Genomic DNA, 19024 nt, shown 5'->3' with positions numbered 1-19024 from the left:
GGGAAGCCTTTGTTCGGTCAATAGCTGCTGATACGACCGTACGGTCAATCAGAGGTTGCGTCGGATGTGCCGTTTTCCTGGATTGGCAGACAAACGCGAAACTGGGCGCCTTCGTTGATTTCACTCTCGACGACGATGGAGCCGCCATGGGCGGCGACGATCTGCTCGGAAATGAACAGACCCAGCCCGAGCCCGGCCACTACCGTCTTGGCGGAAACCCGTTCGAACTGTTGGAAAATACGCTTCTGGTTCTCCTGGCTGATGCCGATGCCACGGTCCTGCACCTCGACCCGTGCTTCATCGCCCTCACGGTAAACCCGCACCTGAATCGGACTGCGACCGCCATAGCGCAGGGCGTTGGTGAGCAAATTGGTCACCACCTGCTCGATACGGAATTCGTCCCAGTTACCTTCCACCGGGGCTGGCGCGGTAAACGACACCTCAGTTTCGGCAGCTTCAATCTGTTGCGCGAAGTTTTGCAGCAGGTTGCTGACCAATTGCACCAGATCGAAACGGCTCGGCCGGATCGACAGTTTGCCGGTGCGAATGCGCGACACGTCGAGCATGTCTTCGATCAGGCGAATCAGGCTTTTGATCTGCCGCTCATCGCGGTCGACCATGGCGTGCATCTTGTCGAGGGTGAACGCCGCAGCGTTGTCCCGAGCCAGGTGCATCTTGCGCAGTTGGGTTTCCAGAATCAGACCATTGAGCGGCGTGCGCACTTCGTGGGCAACGATCGACATGAAGTCATCGCGCATACGCACCGCCTGCTCCAGCTCCAACTGGGTGCTTTGCAGTTGTTGCAACAACGCTTCCTGTTCGCGACGGGCCTGCTCCAACGCTTCGACCTGTTGCTTCATTGCCTTGCTCTGGCGATACAGGTCGACGAAGACATTGACCTTGCTCTTCACCGCATGGATATCCAGCGGTTTGTGCAGAAAGTCCACCGCCCCGCTTTCGTAGCCCTTGAACGCGTAGTTCAGTTCACGGCCAGCGGCGCTGACAAAAATGATCGGGATGTTCTTGGTTTTCTCGGTACCGCGCATCAACTCGGCGAGCTCGAAGCCGTTCATGCCCGGCATCTGTACGTCGAGAATGGCCATGGCAAATTCGTGTTGCAGCAGCAACGACAGCGCTTCATCCGCCGACAACGCTTTGTAGACAGTACGGTCTTCACGCTTGATCAGCGCTTCGAGTGCCAGCAGGTTCTCCGGCAGATCGTCGACGATCAGCAGTTTGGCTTGGATATTACTCAGCATGCGATTCGTTCCAGCTCGACAAGCAGACGGCCGATGCCGTGAATGGGTAGGACATGATCCGGCTGCTGAATTTTCAGTGCAGCCAGCGGCATGGTGGCGACTTGCGCCTCTTCGGGATCCTGGACAATGGTCAAGCCGCCGCAGCGTTTGACTTCGGCCAGCCCGCGCGCGCCATCGTGATTGGCACCGGTCAGCAGGACAGCGGCCAGTGATGCACCGTACGCGTCCGCGGCCGATTCAAACAGGTAGTCAATCGAAGGCCGGGAATAGTGCACGCGTTCCTCAAGACTCAGCGAAAGGCTGCGATCCTGCTCCACCGACAGGTGATAACCCGGCGTGGCGAAATACACATTGCCGGCAACGATGTCCTGCTTGTCGGCAGCCTCGTGCACCGGCAGTTCCACGCGCCGGGCGAAGACCTCGGCCAACTGGCTGCGACGCTCTTCAGGCAGATGCAGAACAACAATGATCGGCAATGCATAGCCTCGGCGCAGCGGCACGAGCAGGCTCAACAGCGCCTCAACGCCACCGGCAGAAGCACCGACCACAATCGCCTCGACGCGAGGTAAATCCACGGCCTCGTTCATTTTTTGCGGTAGATCCGTTCTTGTTTCACCAGCGCTTCGAACTGGTTGGCATAGCTGGAAAAATCCAGCGTCTCTTTGCTGCCGAGCACCAGAAAACCGCGATGGCAAAGCGATTCATGGAACAGCCCGAACGCTCGATCCTGAAGCTTCTTGTTGAAGTAGATCAGCACGTTGCGGCAGGAAATCAATTGGGTTTCGGAAAACACACTGTCGGTCGCCAGACTGTGGTCGGCGAAGGTCACGTTTTCGCACAGGCTCTTGTCGAAAATCGCGTAACCGTACGCTGCCGTGTAGTAGTCGGCAAACGATCGCTGACCACCGGCCTGCTGATAGTTGGCGGTGTACGCGCGAACATTCTCCATGGAGAAAATCCCCTGCTTGGCCTTGTCCAGCGAGCGCGGGTTGATGTCAGTGGCATAGATGATCGTGCGATCGAGCAGGCCTTCTTCGCGCAGCAGAATCGCCATCGAATAGACCTCCTCGCCCGTGCTGCACCCGGCGATCCAGATCTTGATCGACGGATAGGTGCGCAGCAACGGCACCACTTCCCTGCGAATGGCGAGGAAGTGCGACGGATCGCGAAACATCTCGCTGACCGGGATCGTCAGCAATTGCAGCAACTGCATGAACGCTGTCGGGTCATGCAGGACTTTTTCCTGCAAAGCCGAAATGGTCGCGCATTCGAACTGGCTGAGTGCGTGCTGCACCCGGCGCTTGATCGAAGCGCCGGAGTAATCGCGAAAATCGTAGCTGTACTTGAGGTAAATCGCCTCGATCAACAAGCGCAGCTCAATTTCGCTGTTTCGTTCGGCTGGACTACTACGTTCCACTAAATGCGTTCCATCTTCGGTAACCACACGCGAATCAGCGAGAACAGACGATCCAGGTCGATGGGCTTGGCCAGGTAATCATTGGCGCCCGCCTGCAGGCAGCGCTCCTGATCGTCCTTCATGGCCTTGGCCGTCACCGCGATGATCGGCAGCTTGCGCCAGCGCGGATCCTTGCGGATTTCAATGGTGGCTTCGAAACCGTCCATTTCCGGCATCATCACGTCCATCAACACCAGATCGATGTCCTCGACTTCGTTAAGTCTCTCAATCGCCTCACGACCGTTACGGCCGATCACCACGACTGCGCCTTTGGTCTCCAGCGCGCTGGTGAGGGCGAAAATGTTGCGCACATCGTCGTCCACCAGCAGCACTTTGCGACCCTCGAAGACCTTGTCGCGGCTGCGCGCGGTCTTGAGCATCTTCTGCCGTTCATGGGACAACTGCGATTCGACTTTGTGCAGAAAGAGTGTGACCTCGTCCAGCAAGCGCTCTGGCGAACGTGCACCCTTGATAATGATCGAGCGCGAATACTTGCGCAGCTCAGCCTCTTCATCACGAGTCAGATTGCGCCCGGTGTAGACAATGACCGGCGGGAACGAGCAAATATCCTCGGTGGACATGCGCTTGAGCAGGTCATTGCCAAGCATGTCCGGCAATTTCAGGTCGATGACCATGCAGTCGTAGATCGTCGTGCGCAGCAGCTCCAAAGCGTCCTGCGCAAGACCGACGGCGGTGATTTCGATGTCTTCATCGCCGATCAGCCGCGCGATGCTTTCACGCTGCAGATCGTCATCTTCAACCAGCAGCACGCGTTTGACCTTTTGCGTCAGCTTGGCTTCGAGACGGGCAAACACGTCCTTGAGCTCTTCGCGGGTGGTCGGTTTGACGGCATAACCGATCGCGCCCATGTGCATGGCCGCTTCAACACGGTCTTCGACGGAAATCACATGCACCGGAATGTGCCGGGTTTCGGCGTGTTCTTTCAGGCGTTGCAATACGGTCAGGCCAGAGTGGTCCGGCAGGCGCATGTCGAGCAGGATTGCATCCGGGACGAACTCCTTGGCCAGGTCATAACCCTCGTCCGCGCCGTGGGCCACCAGACACTGATAACCGAGTTCGTGCGCCAGATCGTAGAGGATGTGCGCAAAGTTCGGCTCGTCTTCCACCACCAGAATGCAACGCGTGGCGAATGGCGCCTTGTTGCGATCATCGGCAAAGCGCGGAATGTGCACCGGCGCCAACGGCGAAACCACCGGTGCCAGTGGCGCGCTAACCATCGTGGCTGGCGGGGTAAAGGTCAACGGCGCAAATGGTACGTCGCTGGACTCGTCGAACTGCTGTGGCAGCACCAGTGTGAACACACTGCCCTGCCCCGGCGCGCTGCTGACACTGATCGAACCGCCGAGCAAGGTCGCCAGATCCCGCGAAATCGACAGGCCCAGACCGGTGCCGCCGTATTTGCGGTTGGTGGTGCCGTCGGCCTGGCGGAAGGCTTCGAAAATGCTTTCCTGCTGATCGGCGGCAATACCGATCCCCGAATCGCGCACGATAAACGCAATCCGGTCTTCCGGCTGACCGGCGATGGTCAGGCTGACAGTGCCCTTTTCGGTGAATTTGATGGCGTTGGACAACAGGTTTTTGATCACCTGCTCCAGACGCTGGCGGTCGGTGTACAGCATGCCCGGGGCGCCAGGCTGCAAATCGACACTGAAGGTCAGCTGTTTGTCTGCTGCCAAGGGCTCGAAGACATTGCGCAGACCATCGGCCAGACGCGCGACACTGGTGTTCTCCGCAATCACTTCAAGCTTGCCTGCTTCGACCTTGGAGATGTCCAGAATGTCGTTGATCAGGTTGAGCAGATCGTTGCCGGCGGAGTAGATCGACTCGGCAAACTTGACCTGCTCGGCGCTGAGGTTTTCCTGCGGGTTTTCCGCCAGCAGCTTGGCCAGAATCAGCGAACTGTTCAGCGGCGTGCGCAGTTCGTGGGACATGTTGGCGAGGAATTCGGACTTGTACTTGCTCGAGCGCTGCAACTCTTCGGCGCGTTCTTCGAGCTGTACCTGAGCCTGATTCAGTTCGGTGTTTTTCAGGTCCATGGCATCGCGTTGCTCGGCCAGGGTCTGCGCCTGTTCGGCGAGCTGCTCGTTGGTCTGCTCCAGTTCGACTTGCTGGGTTTCCAGATGCGCCTGGGATTCCTTGAGAATCCGCGACTGCTCTTCCAGTTCCTCGTTGGCGGTTTTCAGCTCTTCCTGCTGTACCTGCAACTCTTCGTTGAGCTGCTGGGTTTCGGCCAGCACTTCCTGCAGACGCTGACGGTAGCGCGCAGCCTCGATGGAGGTGCCGATGTTGCCGGCGATCAGTTCCAGCAGTTCGATATCACGATCCGTCAGCGGCCGCAGGAAACCCAGTTCGATCACCCCGTTGACGCGGTCGTCATCACTGGTCGGCACCACCATCACACTGTGCGGCAAGCCTTCACCCAGGCCGGAACTGACCTTGAAGTAATCAGCCGGCACTGAATCCAGACGAATCAACCGCGCCTGCTGCGCCACTTGGCCGACGATGCCTTCGCCGCTGTAGATCGACTGTTCCTGCTCTTCCTGCTCACGGGAGAAACCATAGGTGGCAACACGTTTGAGGCCGCCGTGCTCTTCACGCACATACAGCGCGGCCACGGCGGTACCCAGGTATTGCGCGCAGAACTGCAGAATATTGCGCCCCAACAGATTCAGCGTCAGTTGCCCCAGTACCTGCTCGGCCAGTTCGGTCTGACCATTGCGCAACCACGCCTGTTGCTCCAGACGCTCGGCACTGGCTTGCTGTGCGGCCATGTTGGCGCTGTAGTTGGTCGACAGGTTGACCAGATCGCGCCGGCCAATATAGGCGAGCAAGCCACTGATACCGGCGATGAACAGCAGGTACAGGCTGATGCTCCAGATCGTCGTGCGGCGTACGTCTTCATTGCGCGTGGTGCGCAGGACCTGTTCCGTTTCGATGACATCTTCGAATTGCTTGCGGATTTCGTCCGTCAGGCGCTTGCCGCGTCCGGCCTTGACCGCGCCCCGATAATCGCCGCTGGAACGCTGCAGATCGATCATCGACTGCGCGTAATTGGCCCATTCAATCTGCAAGGCTTGCAGACGGCGCAAGCGATCGGTTTGCACCGGGTTGTCGGCGGTCAGTTCGAGCAAGGTGTTAAGCGCCACGGCAATGCGCGGCTTGGCGGTTTCATACGGATCGAGGAAGTGTTCGTCGCCGCTGAGCAGGAAGCCGCGCATGCCGGTTTCCAGATCCACGGTGAGCTTTACCGCTTCATTGGCGTTATTGATCACCCGGTCGGTGTGCTCCACCCACTGGATCACCGACAGCAGATAAGTGATCAGCGAGACGAAGAACACGGCACTGAGCACACCGACGCCCAAAGGCAGACTGATGTTGCGACTCAGGAGTTTACGAAACCGTTGCTCATCAACCGTAGACGGAGAGGACATGGGGCAGCCTTGTCGAACTGTTGAAAAACAGGCAGTTTGCCCCAAAACGGCGGCATGGATCCATTTTTCTCACACTTTTGGCAGCAAATTCCTACACTCGCCGGCGTGTTTGCGGGCCCGAACAGTTATCCTTGCGGCCCCGTCTGCGGCTATGCTTTTTTTGTGTCGGCCGGGGAACTTGTGGCACTGCGCCACTTACTGATGAAAGAGCCCGGCATTTTTGATCGACCGGCGACCCTGAACTGACTTTTGAGAGCCTTATTATGTCTACCCCCGCCTCCACCATCCTTGTCGTAGAAGACGACGACATCGTGCGCATGCTGATTGTCGATGTGCTGGAGGAGTTGGAGTTCGCGGTGCTTGAGGCTGATGGTGGCGAAAAGGCTCTGGAGATTCTAGGAAATTCGAGTCAGCACATTGACCTGATGATGACCGACTTCGGCCTGCCGGGCATGGATGGCCACGAACTGGCAACCAAAGCACGCAAACTGCGCCCCGCCCTGCCCATTCTGTTTGCCAGTGGTTACGCTGAAACCATCGATGTGCCAGCAGACATGCATGTGATCGGCAAGCCATTTTCGATTGATCAGTTGCGCGACAAAGTAAAAGGCATACTGAATACATAATTAATATTCTTTCATCGTGCCTCTTCAAACAATACTGAAGGGGCATCACTGCCCGTTTCCGACCCGCATTACACCCAACTTTATTAACAGTCGAATAATGTACTTACATAGCATCACTTGATGCGCAACAAATAACAAATGAGGATATCCGGCACATCAGATAAATGGATTTCTCATGAACATTACGAACATAAACTGGGCAACTCACGAGGATTTTTTGAATCCTGTTCGCCACACTCAACTCGATCACGCCGAACGCCTGGAAGTCATACAAAAATTAAAACAGCGCCAAGACACGACCAGTCCTTCGCAAGCTATCTCTCTGGCAGGCGCAACCCTTACACTCGAATCCGGCTCAACGCTTGAGCGCGCGTTGCAACCTGGCCGGAAAATGCTGCAGGGACTGTGTGGGCAAGAGGCCTTCAAAAAACTCACGGCCACGTTGAAACTTCCGGATGACTCACATTTTGCAGTGACGGCAAAAGGTGAAATACATGCAAGTTACTCGGGAAAAAGCCTGGAGTTTGCCAACGCTTTCAAACTTGCCCCCAACCTCAAAGATGACTTTTTGACACTTGTTGAAATGGCGGAGCTGGCCGGAGGCAGTATTTCCCTGGCCGAACAAATCGAGCTGGAACAATGGCTGAAATTCCATGACTTTCTGATCCCCCAAACCGCCGCTGAATGTTCCAGGCTGACAACATTCATGGAACTACCGCCTCCAGTGGCACCATTGGCTGGTAACTATTGGGAAATGATCAGGTCTGGAGTCGAAAACGCGGTCACACTTTCTGCGGATCAACGTAACGAATTCCGTAGACTCATTACCAGTTACTTGAAGGGTCAGTCGCTCCTGGAGCAACTTTCGTACAGCATCTTTGGCAGGCCATCGACACCGATCAAACGCTCGGAAGCTGAACAGATTCTTGAAAAACTGGTGTCCAGTCCCATTGCCCTTCGATGGGCCAGAGCCTATGTCCGGGATCTGGGCTGGTATGGCGCACAAGAAAATCAGCCGCAATCAGATGAATCGCTAAAGCAGATGATACTGACTTCCCTGCTGCTCGATCTTCATCCGCGAATCGGTGAGGGGGAGCCGCGTAATCAGGTGGCAGGTTTCGATTTATACGCCGTCGAACATCTTGAGCTGTCATTCGCCGACGTTCACTCAGCATTCGAAAAGCACCTCGTCCAGCACCACCGGATCACCGAAAGAAATGCAGCGTTGGCCGCTCACTTGTTGCTCGCAGAGGCTGCGCCGGAATTTCTGGTGAAAGATTTGCCGGCAAACCTGGCTTTGGGGACCCCGCAATGGGTTGAATTCTGCCGAATTGTTGCAGTGCAGGAAACCATCGCGCCGGGATCCACGCGTTCGATGACTTATACCCGGCTGCACCAACTGTCGAAGCCGGGCCCGGTTTCCGGATTCGGCAAGACACTCGACGCGCTGGCAGCTGGAGACGCGGTGATTGATTGGGCGGTGCTCAACAAAATCATCACCCCGGATGACATAGCGAAATCGATCCCGGGAGCCCTTGAAAAAGCGTCCACGGCTTACGCCCGGGTCGCCGCGACACTTGCCGAGACGGCCGACACACTGGGCCGTCCTTTGCCTACCCGCAGAAGTGTTTCACTGGACATCCTCAAGCAGGTCGCCAAAGGCTGCAGCTATCTGGAACATGACGTCATGTATCAGAAGAACAATGTGGTGTGGGTAGATGCCTATGGCGACCGGGCCTTGCTGTCGCCGGTGGAATTGCACATGTCCAATGACCTGGCGACCAGGGAATGGGAGGTGAAAAACGGAGAAAGTATCTATACCGCGTTTCCCCGCATGCTGCCCAATCTGATCGCGCCTGACGGCGAGTTCCACCGGCAGTTCAATCGCGACTACCTCAAGCATATGAAGGCAATGGGCACGCACTTGAAGCAAGCGTTTTGCACAATGCCCATGGCGGACAGAACGCGCTTGCTGAAAGGCAAGGTGACGGTTTTCAGTCTCAGGCCCTCAGTCGCGAAACTCCAGACGCCCACCGGTGTGTCAACCAATCCCTTATCGTCGACCCTTTACTCAATCCTGGGTAGCACCTCACGCAAACCGACGGAAAGCCATAAGGAAATACAAGAGTCAAAGGGACGCTATGGGGTAGTCCTTTGTTGCGAGTTCGAAGGCCGAATGACCTGTTACGAACTTTTCACCCTGCACGGCACCTGTCGCGAAAATCCACAGTTGGCCGCACTGATTGAAAAAGAAAACCTGCTGAGTACAAGTGTACGCAGCGACGCGACTGGCTACTCGCTGCCAGCAACAGTGCATCCACTGCCGACGAATATCGAGTGTTATACCCATGGAGTACCGCCCGGTCTCATTGAAATCAGTTCGGGCGTGATCGATAAGATCGGTCAGTTGCAGGCGTCTTCGCCCCCTGAAGAAATCAAGGGTTATTACCAGAGTTTCTACTCAACCGAATTCGATTCGTTGGCGAATTTCGTACTCAAGCACCGACCGATCGCTACCTATGATGAGTTGGTCAGAGAGTGCTGGGGGCAGACCCGCCTGGAGGCCGTGCGCGCAAAACGTGAAGCGGATCTGGATACCTTTCTTAATTTCGTGGTGCCGTTCAAATCCTGTATCGAAGACTTGAGCTCGGACGATGTGGAGCGACAAGTTCAAGGAGCGGGGGCGTGTGCGCTGGAAGCTGCGATGACTATTTTGCTGGTTGTCGGTGCTGTTGCTCAGGTTATCAGCATCGTTGCCAAAACCATGACCGTTGCCACCAAAGCCAGTGCACTGGCCAAAGTGGGTCTGGGGTTGGTCAATAATGTATTCAACCCACTGGACGGCGTACCGGACCTGCTGTTCAAGGGTGGAAAACTGTTGCGCAAGGGATTCAACAAAGGTTTCGCCGAGCTGGAAAATGTGCTGTCCGATGCCCGCAAATGGTCGGGCACTACCCACCAACGCCACTTGGCCGCGACCATTGATCCAGACACGATTCGCCTCGCCGACTGGCGACCGGCACAAGCATCCGAAGACCTCGTTCAGGTCTGGGCGACACGACACAATGATGAATGGTTTGCGCTGAACTTACGGGGCGAAGCCTGGGGGCCGGCCCTGAACAACATCAAGCCGCGAGAGAAGTTTTCATTCCTCAGGTTATTCAAACGAAAGACGCCCTGGAGTTACACGAAAGCCTACTTGAAAAGAGCCACGCCCCTTGCTCAGAATAAACTGGACAACACAATACAACTGCTATCGGATTTCGAAAACGATGACATCAGGTCTGTTTTCAAATACGTATTTGGCACGGATTCGGAGGTAGCCATCAACTACGTAAGCAAGAATCTGCGGGCAATGCACAAGGATCTCGGATTGCTGGGCCCACGCCATATGTCTTTTCGTCAGCGTAACGCCAATGCACTCGCCGCGATGAAAACCACAACCTATGGAAACTGGAAAGCCAGTGTCGAAGCGGGTACGCAGCTGGACGACAGCTTGACAAAGTTCCTTGCGATCTATCCTGACAAACTGGATGAATGGTACCAAGTGGCCAAGTACGACGATGCCCGGATGGGCGATGTGCTCGTCCACGAAATGTCTCACGGTGCGCCAGGCACGCTTGATTTTTACTACGGAGCAGTCCAGGCCGGTGTCACCCCGGCAGAATATGATGCGGTGGGCTTGATGGACTTCGCTCGAAATGCTCACCGGGCAGACCCGGGTAATCTGTACAACCCTCACTACGGTTTTGTGGAACCTAGAGGCTTCAAAGAGTTCAAGGAGACCATCAACAGCTGGCCGGAATTCGTGCGAGATCATCCTGCATTGATCAATGCCGAATCCTACGCAGTGGCGGTCTCACTCATCGATCAATACCGGACCCATCCGGCCACCTTTGTGTTTAACCTTGCCACCCTCCGGCATGCCATAGACAGTACAGAAGCAGGGGAATTTCTGAAGGGGCCGCTCCTGCTGAATCTGGCGAACCCGAATTTCTAAACGCGGTTTACGCATAACGCCAAGCTTCGGTATTGAGGGATATTTTTGACAATCGGGCGCATACCCTACCCCTGTGGTTTAATTGCGCCCTTTTTTCCCCCTCGTTCGCCGTGAAGGAATGTTGTCCATGATTCAACCCGCCGCCACCAAAGTCCTGGTCATCGGCTACGTCTGGCCCGAGCCGCGTTCTTCAGCGGCCAGCGGCCATGTCATGCAAATCCTCGAAACATTCCTGCAACAAGGCTGGGACATCACCTTCAGCAGCCCGGCCGGCCCCGGCGAACACAAGGCGGATCTTGCCGCACTTGGTATCCGCGAAGTAGCGATCGAACTCAACAACAGCAGTTTCGATGCGTTCATCAGTGAACTGGCGCCGGATATCGTGCTGTTCGACCAATTCATGATGGAAGAGCAGTTCGGCTGGCGGGTGGAAAAATACTGCCCGCAGGCGCTGCGTGTGCTGGAAACGTCGGACCTGCAAAGCCTGCGACATGCGCGTCATCAGCGTCTGAAGTCTCGTCTCAAGGTCAATCCGGACCAGAATGATTTCAGTGATGTATTTGCTCCAGACCTGCGCGACGAATTCGGGCTGATGGCCGAGACCGATCTGGCCAAACGCGAAATCGCTGCGCTGTATCGTTGCGATCTGAACCTGATGATCTCCGAAGTGGAAATCGAATTGCTGATCGAACAGTTCGGGTTGCCCCGGCAATTGCTGCACTGGTGCCCGTTGATGATCGACCCGCCTGCGGCCGCACCTGCAAACTTTGCAGAGCGGGCGCACTTCTTGAGTATCGGCAATTTCCGCCACGCGCCTAACTGGGATGCCGTGTTGTGGATGAAAACCACGGTCTGGCCGTTGATTCGCCAACAGTTGCCGCAGGCACAACTGCATATCTACGGCGCCTATACGCCGCCCAAAGCCACCGCGCTGCATAACGCCGGCGAAGGTTTCCATGTCATGAACTGGGCCGAAGATGCATTGCAGGTCATGTCCGCCGCGCGGGTTTGCCTGGCGCCGTTGCGTTTTGGTGCCGGTATCAAGGGCAAACTGGTCGACGCCATGTTGTGTGGCACGCCCAGCGTTACGACACCGATCGGAGCAGAAGCCATGCACGGCGATCACGCGTGGCCCGGCGCTGTGACGAGCAGCGCAATCGAGTTTGCCAACAGTGCCGTTGCGCTTTACAAAGACGAGGCTCGTTGGCAGGAAGCCCGCACGGCGGGATACACGCTGCTGAATCAACGCTACCCGCAGTCAGTGCATGGTCCGGCACTGATAGAGAAACTGCGTTATTGCCAACAAAACTTACAAAAGCTGAGGGCCAGGAACTTCATTGGCAGCATGCTCCGTCATCACTCGCACAAAAGTACTCAGTACATGGCGCAATGGATCGAAGTTAAAAACAGGCAGCCTCAACAGCCGCCAGACATATAAATAACTGTTACTACACGACTTGCATTAAAAGCCAACTTTGCCGATCACCCGACAACCGTTATAAACATCCTGCGCGCGCAACTTCTATAACTTTCGCCTTCAATCGCAGGATGTACAACATGAACAATATTGATAACTTCCAGCCTCATCAATGGATGGCTGATTCGCCGCAAATCGACAACTTGTCGCTTTTCGAACTGAGCTTGCCGGGTGCCCATAATGCTGGCTGCGACTGGGAAGCGGGTTATGCGCTGATACCCGGTAAAAACTGGGTTGCCTGTCAGGACGTATCCTTTTATTCACAATTGAATCGCGGCGCCCGTGCACTCGATATACGCCTGACGTCTGACAATAAAGCACAAGGCCTCGCCAGGTTCAGTTTCCATCATGGCGGTTACCGTTCTTCCCGTACGCTTGCAGATCTTGTCCGTGACGTAAAAGCTTTCTATGAAAGAAACATCGATGAATTCATCATTCTGGACTTTCATGAACTGGGAGAAGACAAGGTCGCCTTCGATCATTCGGAATTTCAGGCATTGATGCTGGAGCATCTGGGTGAACGGATGATCCCTACCCGCAATCTGCACCTGACTCTAGGCCAGCTCAAGGCGATCAGCCCGTTGCAGAGAATCATGGTGGCAGCCTCCATGACCTGGGAAACCGAGGACCACCGAATTCTTGGAAAAATCCACCACAAGTGGATAGACCAAAGGTTTGTCACTCCGCTCGAGCTGCAGGTGTACATCACAAAAGTATTGAGCACGCCCATCAGCACACTTCGCCCGTGGTCGCTGTCGGCGACCAGTTTTTCGCTAGGCGGCGGTCCTAAGCGAATTCTGGAAGAACTCGACAACTGGTTTGACCCGACCCGATCCGACTGGGCTAAAAAGTGCAACATCATCAATTTCGACTTTATAAAAAACTCGAACATTGTGCGTTTTTGCCAGATGGCCAATCTGGAAAAAGCCATCGAGAAGTCCAGAAACAGCGTCCGCGAGCAGACCGCTTGAGTGAAGCTGGCGCAAGTCCCGAGAAACGAGGCATGATCGGCAGGCGATAACAAAAAAGTAGCTCGCCATGACCCGAACCGCGCGCGTGACCGACCCTTCATACGAGTTGATGGATGACCACAACGGGTTGTCCATCATCTACCGCCAGCATGGCTTTCCGTGCCCGCTGGTGCGCTGGCATTTTCACAAGGAATACGAACTGCACCTGATCGTCGCCAGCTCCGGCAAGGTATTCATCGGCGACTATATCGGCAACTTTCACCCCGAGACCTTGTTCCTGACCGGCCCCAACCTGCCGCACAACTGGATCAGTCAGGTGGCGGAAGACGAGGTGGTAGAAAAGCGCGACATGCTGGTCAACTTCACCGACGAGTTGTTCGAAAGTGGCCACCAGGTGTTTGCCGAACTGAAGACCCTGGCGCCGTTGCTGGAGCGCGCGCAGTACGGCATCGAGTTTCGCTGCAAACGCACTATTGGCCAGGCCATGACGCTGATGCAACGCATCGCCGACAGCAAAGGCATCACTCGACTCGGGCACTTTTTCATCCTGATGGAACTGCTCGCGGCCAGCGATGATTTCCAGTTGTTGTCCGGCGCCAACACCCCGCAACTGGCCGACGAGCACAATATCGATCGCACCAACCGGGCGGTCGATTACATCTTCAGTCACTACGCCCGGGATATTTCGCTGGAGGAAGTCGCCGAGCATCTGGGCATGACGCCGACCTATTTCAGCCGGGTGTTCAAACAGGCCACCGGGCGCAATTTCATCGAGTTCGTCAATCGCTTGCGTATCAGCAAGTCCTGCGAGCTGCTGGCCGACGGTGATAAACCGGTGACCGAGGTTTGCTTTGAATCCGGCTTCAACAACATTTCCAATTTCAATCGGCGCTTTCAGCAGCTCAAGGGCATGACGCCGTCGCATTACCGCCGGCTCGCGGTGCAGCGCCTGACTGAACAGAACCACCACTGACAACCCGATTCTCCCCCTGTGGGAGCGAGCCTGCTCGCGAAGGCGGAGGATCAGTTGGCAAATCTGTCGCTGACACACCGCTTTCGCGAGCAGGCTCGCTCCCACAAAGGACGTCGCAATGCCGTGAAACCTGTACGCATTCGATAGCGTTTCCCCGCTGCAAAGCCCTGCCCTGCGCTGCCCCCACAAAAGCCAAGTGCAAAAAAGTATCGATAAAAGTGCTAGGGATGATTTGTCAGCCCTGCGATTGAAGGCTGTAATCAGTGCACATTCTTCCAGTCGTCGGAAGACACAAAAACAATAACTGTCCTTCTGTCACCCTTTGGGTGCAGAAAAGGAGTGCACGATGCAACCCACTGCAAAAGCTCTGCTTGCCCTCACCTGCATGACCCTCAGCAGCGTCAGCCTTGGCGCCCAGACCCTGACCATCGCCACCGTCAACAACAGCGACATGATCCGCATGCAAAAGCTCTCGAAAACCTTCGAGACCGAGCATCCGGACATCAAGCTCAATTGGGTGGTGCTGGAAGAAAACGTTCTGCGCCAACGCCTGACCACCGACATCGCCACTCAGGGCGGTCAGTTCGACGTGTTGACCATCGGCATGTACGAAGCGGCACTGTGGGGCGCAAAGGGTTGGCTGGAACCGATGAAGGATCTGCCGGCCAGTTACGCCCTCGACGACGTATTCCCGTCGGTGCGTGAAGGCCTGTCAGTCAAGGGTTCGCTGTACGCCCTGCCGTTCTACGCAGAAAGCTCGATCACTTATTACCGCACCGACCTGTTCAAGGATGCCGGCCTGACCATGCCCGAGCGGCCGACCTGGGAGCAGATCGCCGGCTTCGCCGAAAAACTCACCAACAAGGACAAAGAGCAGTACGGCATCTGCCTGCGCGGCAAGGCCGGTTGGGGCGAGAACATGGCGCTGATCACCACCGTCGCCAATGCTTACGGCGCACGCTGGTTCGATGAGCAGTGGAAACCGGAATTCAGTGGCCCCGAGTGGAAAAACGCGCTGAATTTCTACGTCGACACCATGAAGGAATCCGGCCCGCCGGGCGCCTCCAGCAACGGTTTCAACGAAAACCTCGCACTGTTCAACAGCGGCAAATGCGCGATGTGGGTCGATGCCAGCGTCGCCGGTTCGTTCGTCACCGACAAGACCCAGAGCAAGGTCGCCGATCACGTCGGCTTCACCTTCGCACCGCATCAAGTGACCGACAAAGGCTCGGCCTGGCTGTATTCATGGGCGCTGGCGATTCCGACCAGTTCCAAAGCCAAAGACGCCGCCAAAGAATTCAGCGCCTGGGCGACTTCCAAAGAGTACGGCGAACTGGTCGCCAAGACCGACGGCATCGCCAACGTACCGCCGGGGACTCGCGCCTCGACCTACAGCGATGCCTACATGAGCGCCGCACCGTTCGCCAAGGTCACCCTGGAATCGTTGAAAGCGGCTGACCCGAGCAAACCGACGCTGAAACCAGTGCCTTATATCGGCATTCAACTGGTGACCATTCCTGAATTCCAGGCCGTGGGCACCCAGGTGGGCAAGCTGTTCTCGGCGGCGCTGATCGGCCAGACCACGGTGGATCAAGCCCTGGCTGCCGCGCAGCAAACCACTGAACGCGAGATGAAGCGCGCCGGTTATCCCAAGTAACCCGCAAAGCTCGCTCCTGCCTTTTGTAGGAGTGAGCCTGCTCGCGATGGCGGTTTTCAATCTGAACCAGACGGTGACTGACACACCGCCATCGCGAGCAGGCTCACTCCTGCATTAGATCTCCATAGGTCTGTATGACTCGGTTGTGATCGCCATGAATACTTCAACTGCCAAAGCCCACCTCGACCTGTCGCAACCTGCGCGCAAGGTCCGCGTACGCAATCCCGGCTGGTTTCTGGTCAGCCCTTCGGTGGCCCTGTTGCTGCTGTGGATGATCGTGCCGCTGGGCATGACCATCTACTTCTCGATGATCCGCTACAACCTGCTCTACCCCGGCGAAAACGAATTCGTCGGGCTTGAGAACTTCACCTATTTTCTGACTGATTCGGGCTTCATGCCCGGCGCCACCAACACACTGCTGCTGGTGGGTAGCGTATTGCTGATCAGTGTGGTGTTGGGCGTGTTGATCAGCGCATTGCTGGAGGCCAGTGAATTCCTTGGTCGCGGCATCGTGCGGGTCATGCTGATCTCGCCGTTCTTCATCATGCCCACGGTCGGTGCGCTGATCTGGAAGAACCTGATTTTCCATCCGGTCTCGGGGATCCTCGCCTACATCTGGAAGCTGTTCGGCGCGCAACCGGTGGACTGGCTTGCGCACTACCCGCTGCTGTCGATCATCATCATTGTCTCGTGGCAGTGGCTGCCCTTCGCCATCCTGATTCTGATGACCGCGATGCAGTCCCTCGACCAGGAGCAAAAAGAAGCCGCGCGCCTCGACGGCGCAGGACCGATCGCGATCTTCTGGCACCTGACCCTGCCGCATCTGGCGCGGCCGATTGCCGTGGTGGTGATGATCGAAACGATCTTCCTGCTGTCGGTGTTCGCCGAGATTTTCACCACCACCAACGGCGGCCCCGGCTACGCCTCGACCAACCTCGCCTACCTGATCTACAACCAGGCGCTGGTGCAGTTCGACGTCGGCATGGCTTCGGCGGGCGGCTTGATTGCCGTGGTCATCGCCAACATCGCCGCGATCATTCTGGTGCGGATGATCGGCAAAAACCTGACTGACAAAGCCTGAGGCCTGCCATGACTCTTCAACAATCCCGCCGGCTGCAAAGCCTGCTGCTCGGCACCCTGGCCTGGGCCATCGCGATCGTGATTTTCTTCCCGATCTTGTGGATGGTGATGACCAGTTTCAAAACCGAAATCGATGCGTTCGCCACGCCGCCGCAGTTCATCTTCACGCCGACGCTGGAGAACTACCTGCACATCAATGAGCGCAGCGATTACTTAAGTTTCGCCTGGAACTCGGTGCTGATTTCCTTCAGCGCCACGGCTCTGTGCCTGTTGATCGCGGTACCGGCGGCGTACTCGATGGCGTTCTATGAAACCCAGCGCACCAAAGGCACGCTGCTGTGGATGCTCTCGACCAAGATGCTGCCGCCGGTGGGCGTGCTGATGCCGATCTACCTGCTGGCGAAGAGTTTCGGCCTGCTCGACACGCGCATCGCGCTGATCGTGATCTACACGCTGATCAACCTGCCGATCGTGGTCTGGATGGTTTACACCTACTTCAAGGACATCCCCAAAGATATCCTCGAAGCCGCCCGCCTCGACGGCGCCACGTTGTGGCAGGAAATGGTCCGCGTGCTGCTGCCGATCGCCAAGGGAGGCCTTGCCTCGACCGTGCTGCTGTCGCTGATCCTGTGCTGGAACGAGGCGTTCTGGTCGCTGAACCTGACCTCGTCGAAAGCCGCGCCACTGACCGCTTTGATTGCTTCGTACTCAAGTCCTGAGGGGTTGTTCTGGGCCAAATTGTCGGCGGTGTCGACCCTGGCGTGTGCGCCGATTCTGATCTTCGGCTGGATCAGCCAGAAACAACTGGTACGCGGCCTCTCCTTCGGCGCCGTGAAATGAAGATTGAAAAGAAAAAGATCGCAGCCTTCGGCAGCTCCTACATAAAGCATGCCGTCCCCCTGTAGGAGCTGCCGCAGGCTGCGATCTTTTGATCTTAAAAAAACAACAATGCGGAGGCCCATCATCATGGCCAACCTGAAAATCAAGAATCTGCAAAAAGGCTTCGAAGGCTTCTCCATCATCAAAGGCATCGACCTTGAAGTGAACGACAAGGAATTCGTGGTCTTCGTCGGCCCGTCGGGCTGCGGCAAATCCACCCTGCTGCGGCTGATTGCCGGTCTGGAAGAAGTCAGCGACGGCACCATCGAACTCGATGGCCGTGACATCACCGAAGTCAGCCCGGCCAAGCGCGATCTGGCGATGGTGTTCCAGACCTACGCGCTGTACCCGCACATGACCGTGAAGAAAAACATGTCCTTCGCCCTCGATCTGGCCGGCGTACCGAAAGCCGAAGTCGAGAAGAAAGTCGGCGAAGCGGCGCGTATTCTCGAACTCGGGCCGATGCTTGAGCGCAAGCCGAAACAGCTCTCCGGTGGTCAGCGCCAGCGCGTCGCCATCGGTCGCGCCATCGTGCGCAATCCGAAAATCTTCCTCTTCGACGAACCGCTGTCCAACCTCGACGCCGCGCTGCGCGTGCAGATGCGCCTGGAACTGCTGCGCCTGCACAAAGACCTGCAAGCGACGATGATCTATGTGACCCACGATCAGGTCGAAGCGATGACCATGGCCGACAAAGTCGTGGTACTCAATGGCGGCAAGATCGAACAGGTCGGCTCGCCACTGGACCTGTATCACAACCCGGCGAACCTCTTCGTCGCGGGGTTCCTCGGCACGCCGAAAATGGGCTTCCTCAAAGGCAAGATCGCCCGCGTCGACGGCCAGAGCTGCGAAGTCTCGCTGGACGCTGGTACGCGCATCACCCTGCCCTTCAATGCTGCCAACCTCAGTGTCGGCAGCGCCGTGACCCTCGGCATTCGCCCGGAACATCTGGAACTGGCGCAACCGAGCGACTGCAGCCTGCAAGTCACTGCCGACGTCAGCGAACGCCTGGGCAGCGACACTTTCTGCCACGTCACCACCAACGCCGGCGAAGCCCTGACCATGCGCGTGCGCGGTGATCTGGCCAGCCGTTACGGCGAACAACTGAGCCTGCACCTCGATGCTGCTCATTGCCATTTATTCGATGCCGAAGGTGTCGCGTTGACCCGTCCGCTGCGCGCTGCGGCCTGATTT

General features: G+C 56.7%; 13 protein-coding genes. 9 read left to right on the top strand and 4 right to left on the bottom strand.

Annotation, left to right across the window (positions count from 1 at the left end; all coding sequences use genetic code 11):
- Positions 1–44: 44 nt before the first annotated feature.
- Genes AB4N44_RS01070 through AB4N44_RS01055 form a run of 4 tightly spaced genes read right to left on the bottom strand, consistent with a single transcriptional unit; the run spans position 45 to position 6167 of the window.
- A complete protein-coding gene (locus tag AB4N44_RS01070) occupies positions 45–1259 on the bottom strand; it encodes a hybrid sensor histidine kinase/response regulator (protein WP_127927291.1) in 1215 nt (404 codons plus the stop codon).
- The gene (locus AB4N44_RS01065; RefSeq protein ID WP_127927289.1) at positions 1253–1846 is read right to left on the bottom strand and encodes a chemotaxis protein CheB; all 594 of its coding nucleotides are present in this window, start codon (positions 1844–1846) and stop codon (positions 1253–1255) included. Before AB4N44_RS01065 ends, AB4N44_RS01070 begins: the two co-directional genes overlap by 7 nt.
- Entirely contained in the window at positions 1843–2676 is an 834-nt protein-coding gene (locus AB4N44_RS01060) for a CheR family methyltransferase (RefSeq protein ID WP_127927288.1), read from the bottom strand. Before AB4N44_RS01060 ends, AB4N44_RS01065 begins: the two co-directional genes overlap by 4 nt.
- Positions 2676–6167, bottom strand: a complete 3492-nt coding sequence (locus tag AB4N44_RS01055; RefSeq protein ID WP_316918271.1) for a response regulator — start codon at positions 6165–6167, stop codon at positions 2676–2678. Before AB4N44_RS01055 ends, AB4N44_RS01060 begins: the two co-directional genes overlap by 1 nt.
- A 263-nt stretch (positions 6168–6430) precedes the next feature.
- Between AB4N44_RS01055 and AB4N44_RS01050 the strand changes: the two genes are divergently transcribed.
- From AB4N44_RS01050 to AB4N44_RS01010, 9 genes are all read left to right on the top strand, one after another.
- Positions 6431–6793, top strand: a complete 363-nt coding sequence (locus AB4N44_RS01050) for a response regulator (RefSeq protein WP_460110657.1) — start codon at positions 6431–6433, stop codon at positions 6791–6793.
- 175 nt (positions 6794–6968) lie between these two features.
- Positions 6969–10793 carry a hypothetical protein gene (locus tag AB4N44_RS01045; RefSeq protein ID WP_460158156.1) on the top strand — a complete coding sequence of 1275 codons (3825 nt, stop codon included), beginning with the start codon at positions 6969–6971 and terminating at the stop codon, positions 10791–10793.
- A 127-nt stretch (positions 10794–10920) separates the two neighbouring features.
- Positions 10921–12231: a glycosyltransferase gene (locus AB4N44_RS01040; protein WP_460110660.1), complete on the top strand. Its 1311-nt coding sequence runs from the start codon at positions 10921–10923 to the stop codon at positions 12229–12231.
- 119 nt (positions 12232–12350) lie between these two features.
- A complete protein-coding gene (locus AB4N44_RS01035) occupies positions 12351–13241 on the top strand; it encodes a phospholipase (protein WP_460110662.1) in 891 nt (296 codons plus the stop codon).
- Positions 13242–13308: 67 nt separating this feature from the next.
- Entirely contained in the window at positions 13309–14214 is a 906-nt protein-coding gene (locus AB4N44_RS01030; protein WP_127927280.1) for an AraC family transcriptional regulator, read from the top strand.
- Positions 14215–14560: 346 nt separating this feature from the next.
- Entirely contained in the window at positions 14561–15871 is a 1311-nt protein-coding gene (locus AB4N44_RS01025) for an ABC transporter substrate-binding protein (RefSeq protein WP_460110664.1), read from the top strand.
- 154 nt (positions 15872–16025) lie between these two features.
- The gene (locus AB4N44_RS01020; RefSeq protein WP_038367588.1) at positions 16026–16952 is read left to right on the top strand and encodes a carbohydrate ABC transporter permease; all 927 of its coding nucleotides are present in this window, start codon (positions 16026–16028) and stop codon (positions 16950–16952) included.
- An 8-nt stretch (positions 16953–16960) separates the two neighbouring features.
- A complete protein-coding gene (locus tag AB4N44_RS01015) occupies positions 16961–17791 on the top strand; it encodes a carbohydrate ABC transporter permease (protein ID WP_460110666.1) in 831 nt (276 codons plus the stop codon).
- A gap of 126 nt (positions 17792–17917) precedes the next feature.
- Positions 17918–19021 (top strand): ABC transporter ATP-binding protein, encoded by a 1104-nt coding sequence (locus AB4N44_RS01010; RefSeq protein WP_460110668.1) that lies wholly within the window; start codon positions 17918–17920, stop codon positions 19019–19021.
- Positions 19022–19024 lie beyond the last annotated feature (3 nt).

It is taken from the genome of Pseudomonas sp. S3_C06 (assembly GCF_054667675.1).
Note: the sequence above shows the minus strand (reverse complement) of the source record. Positions and strands in the feature narration are given on the sequence as shown.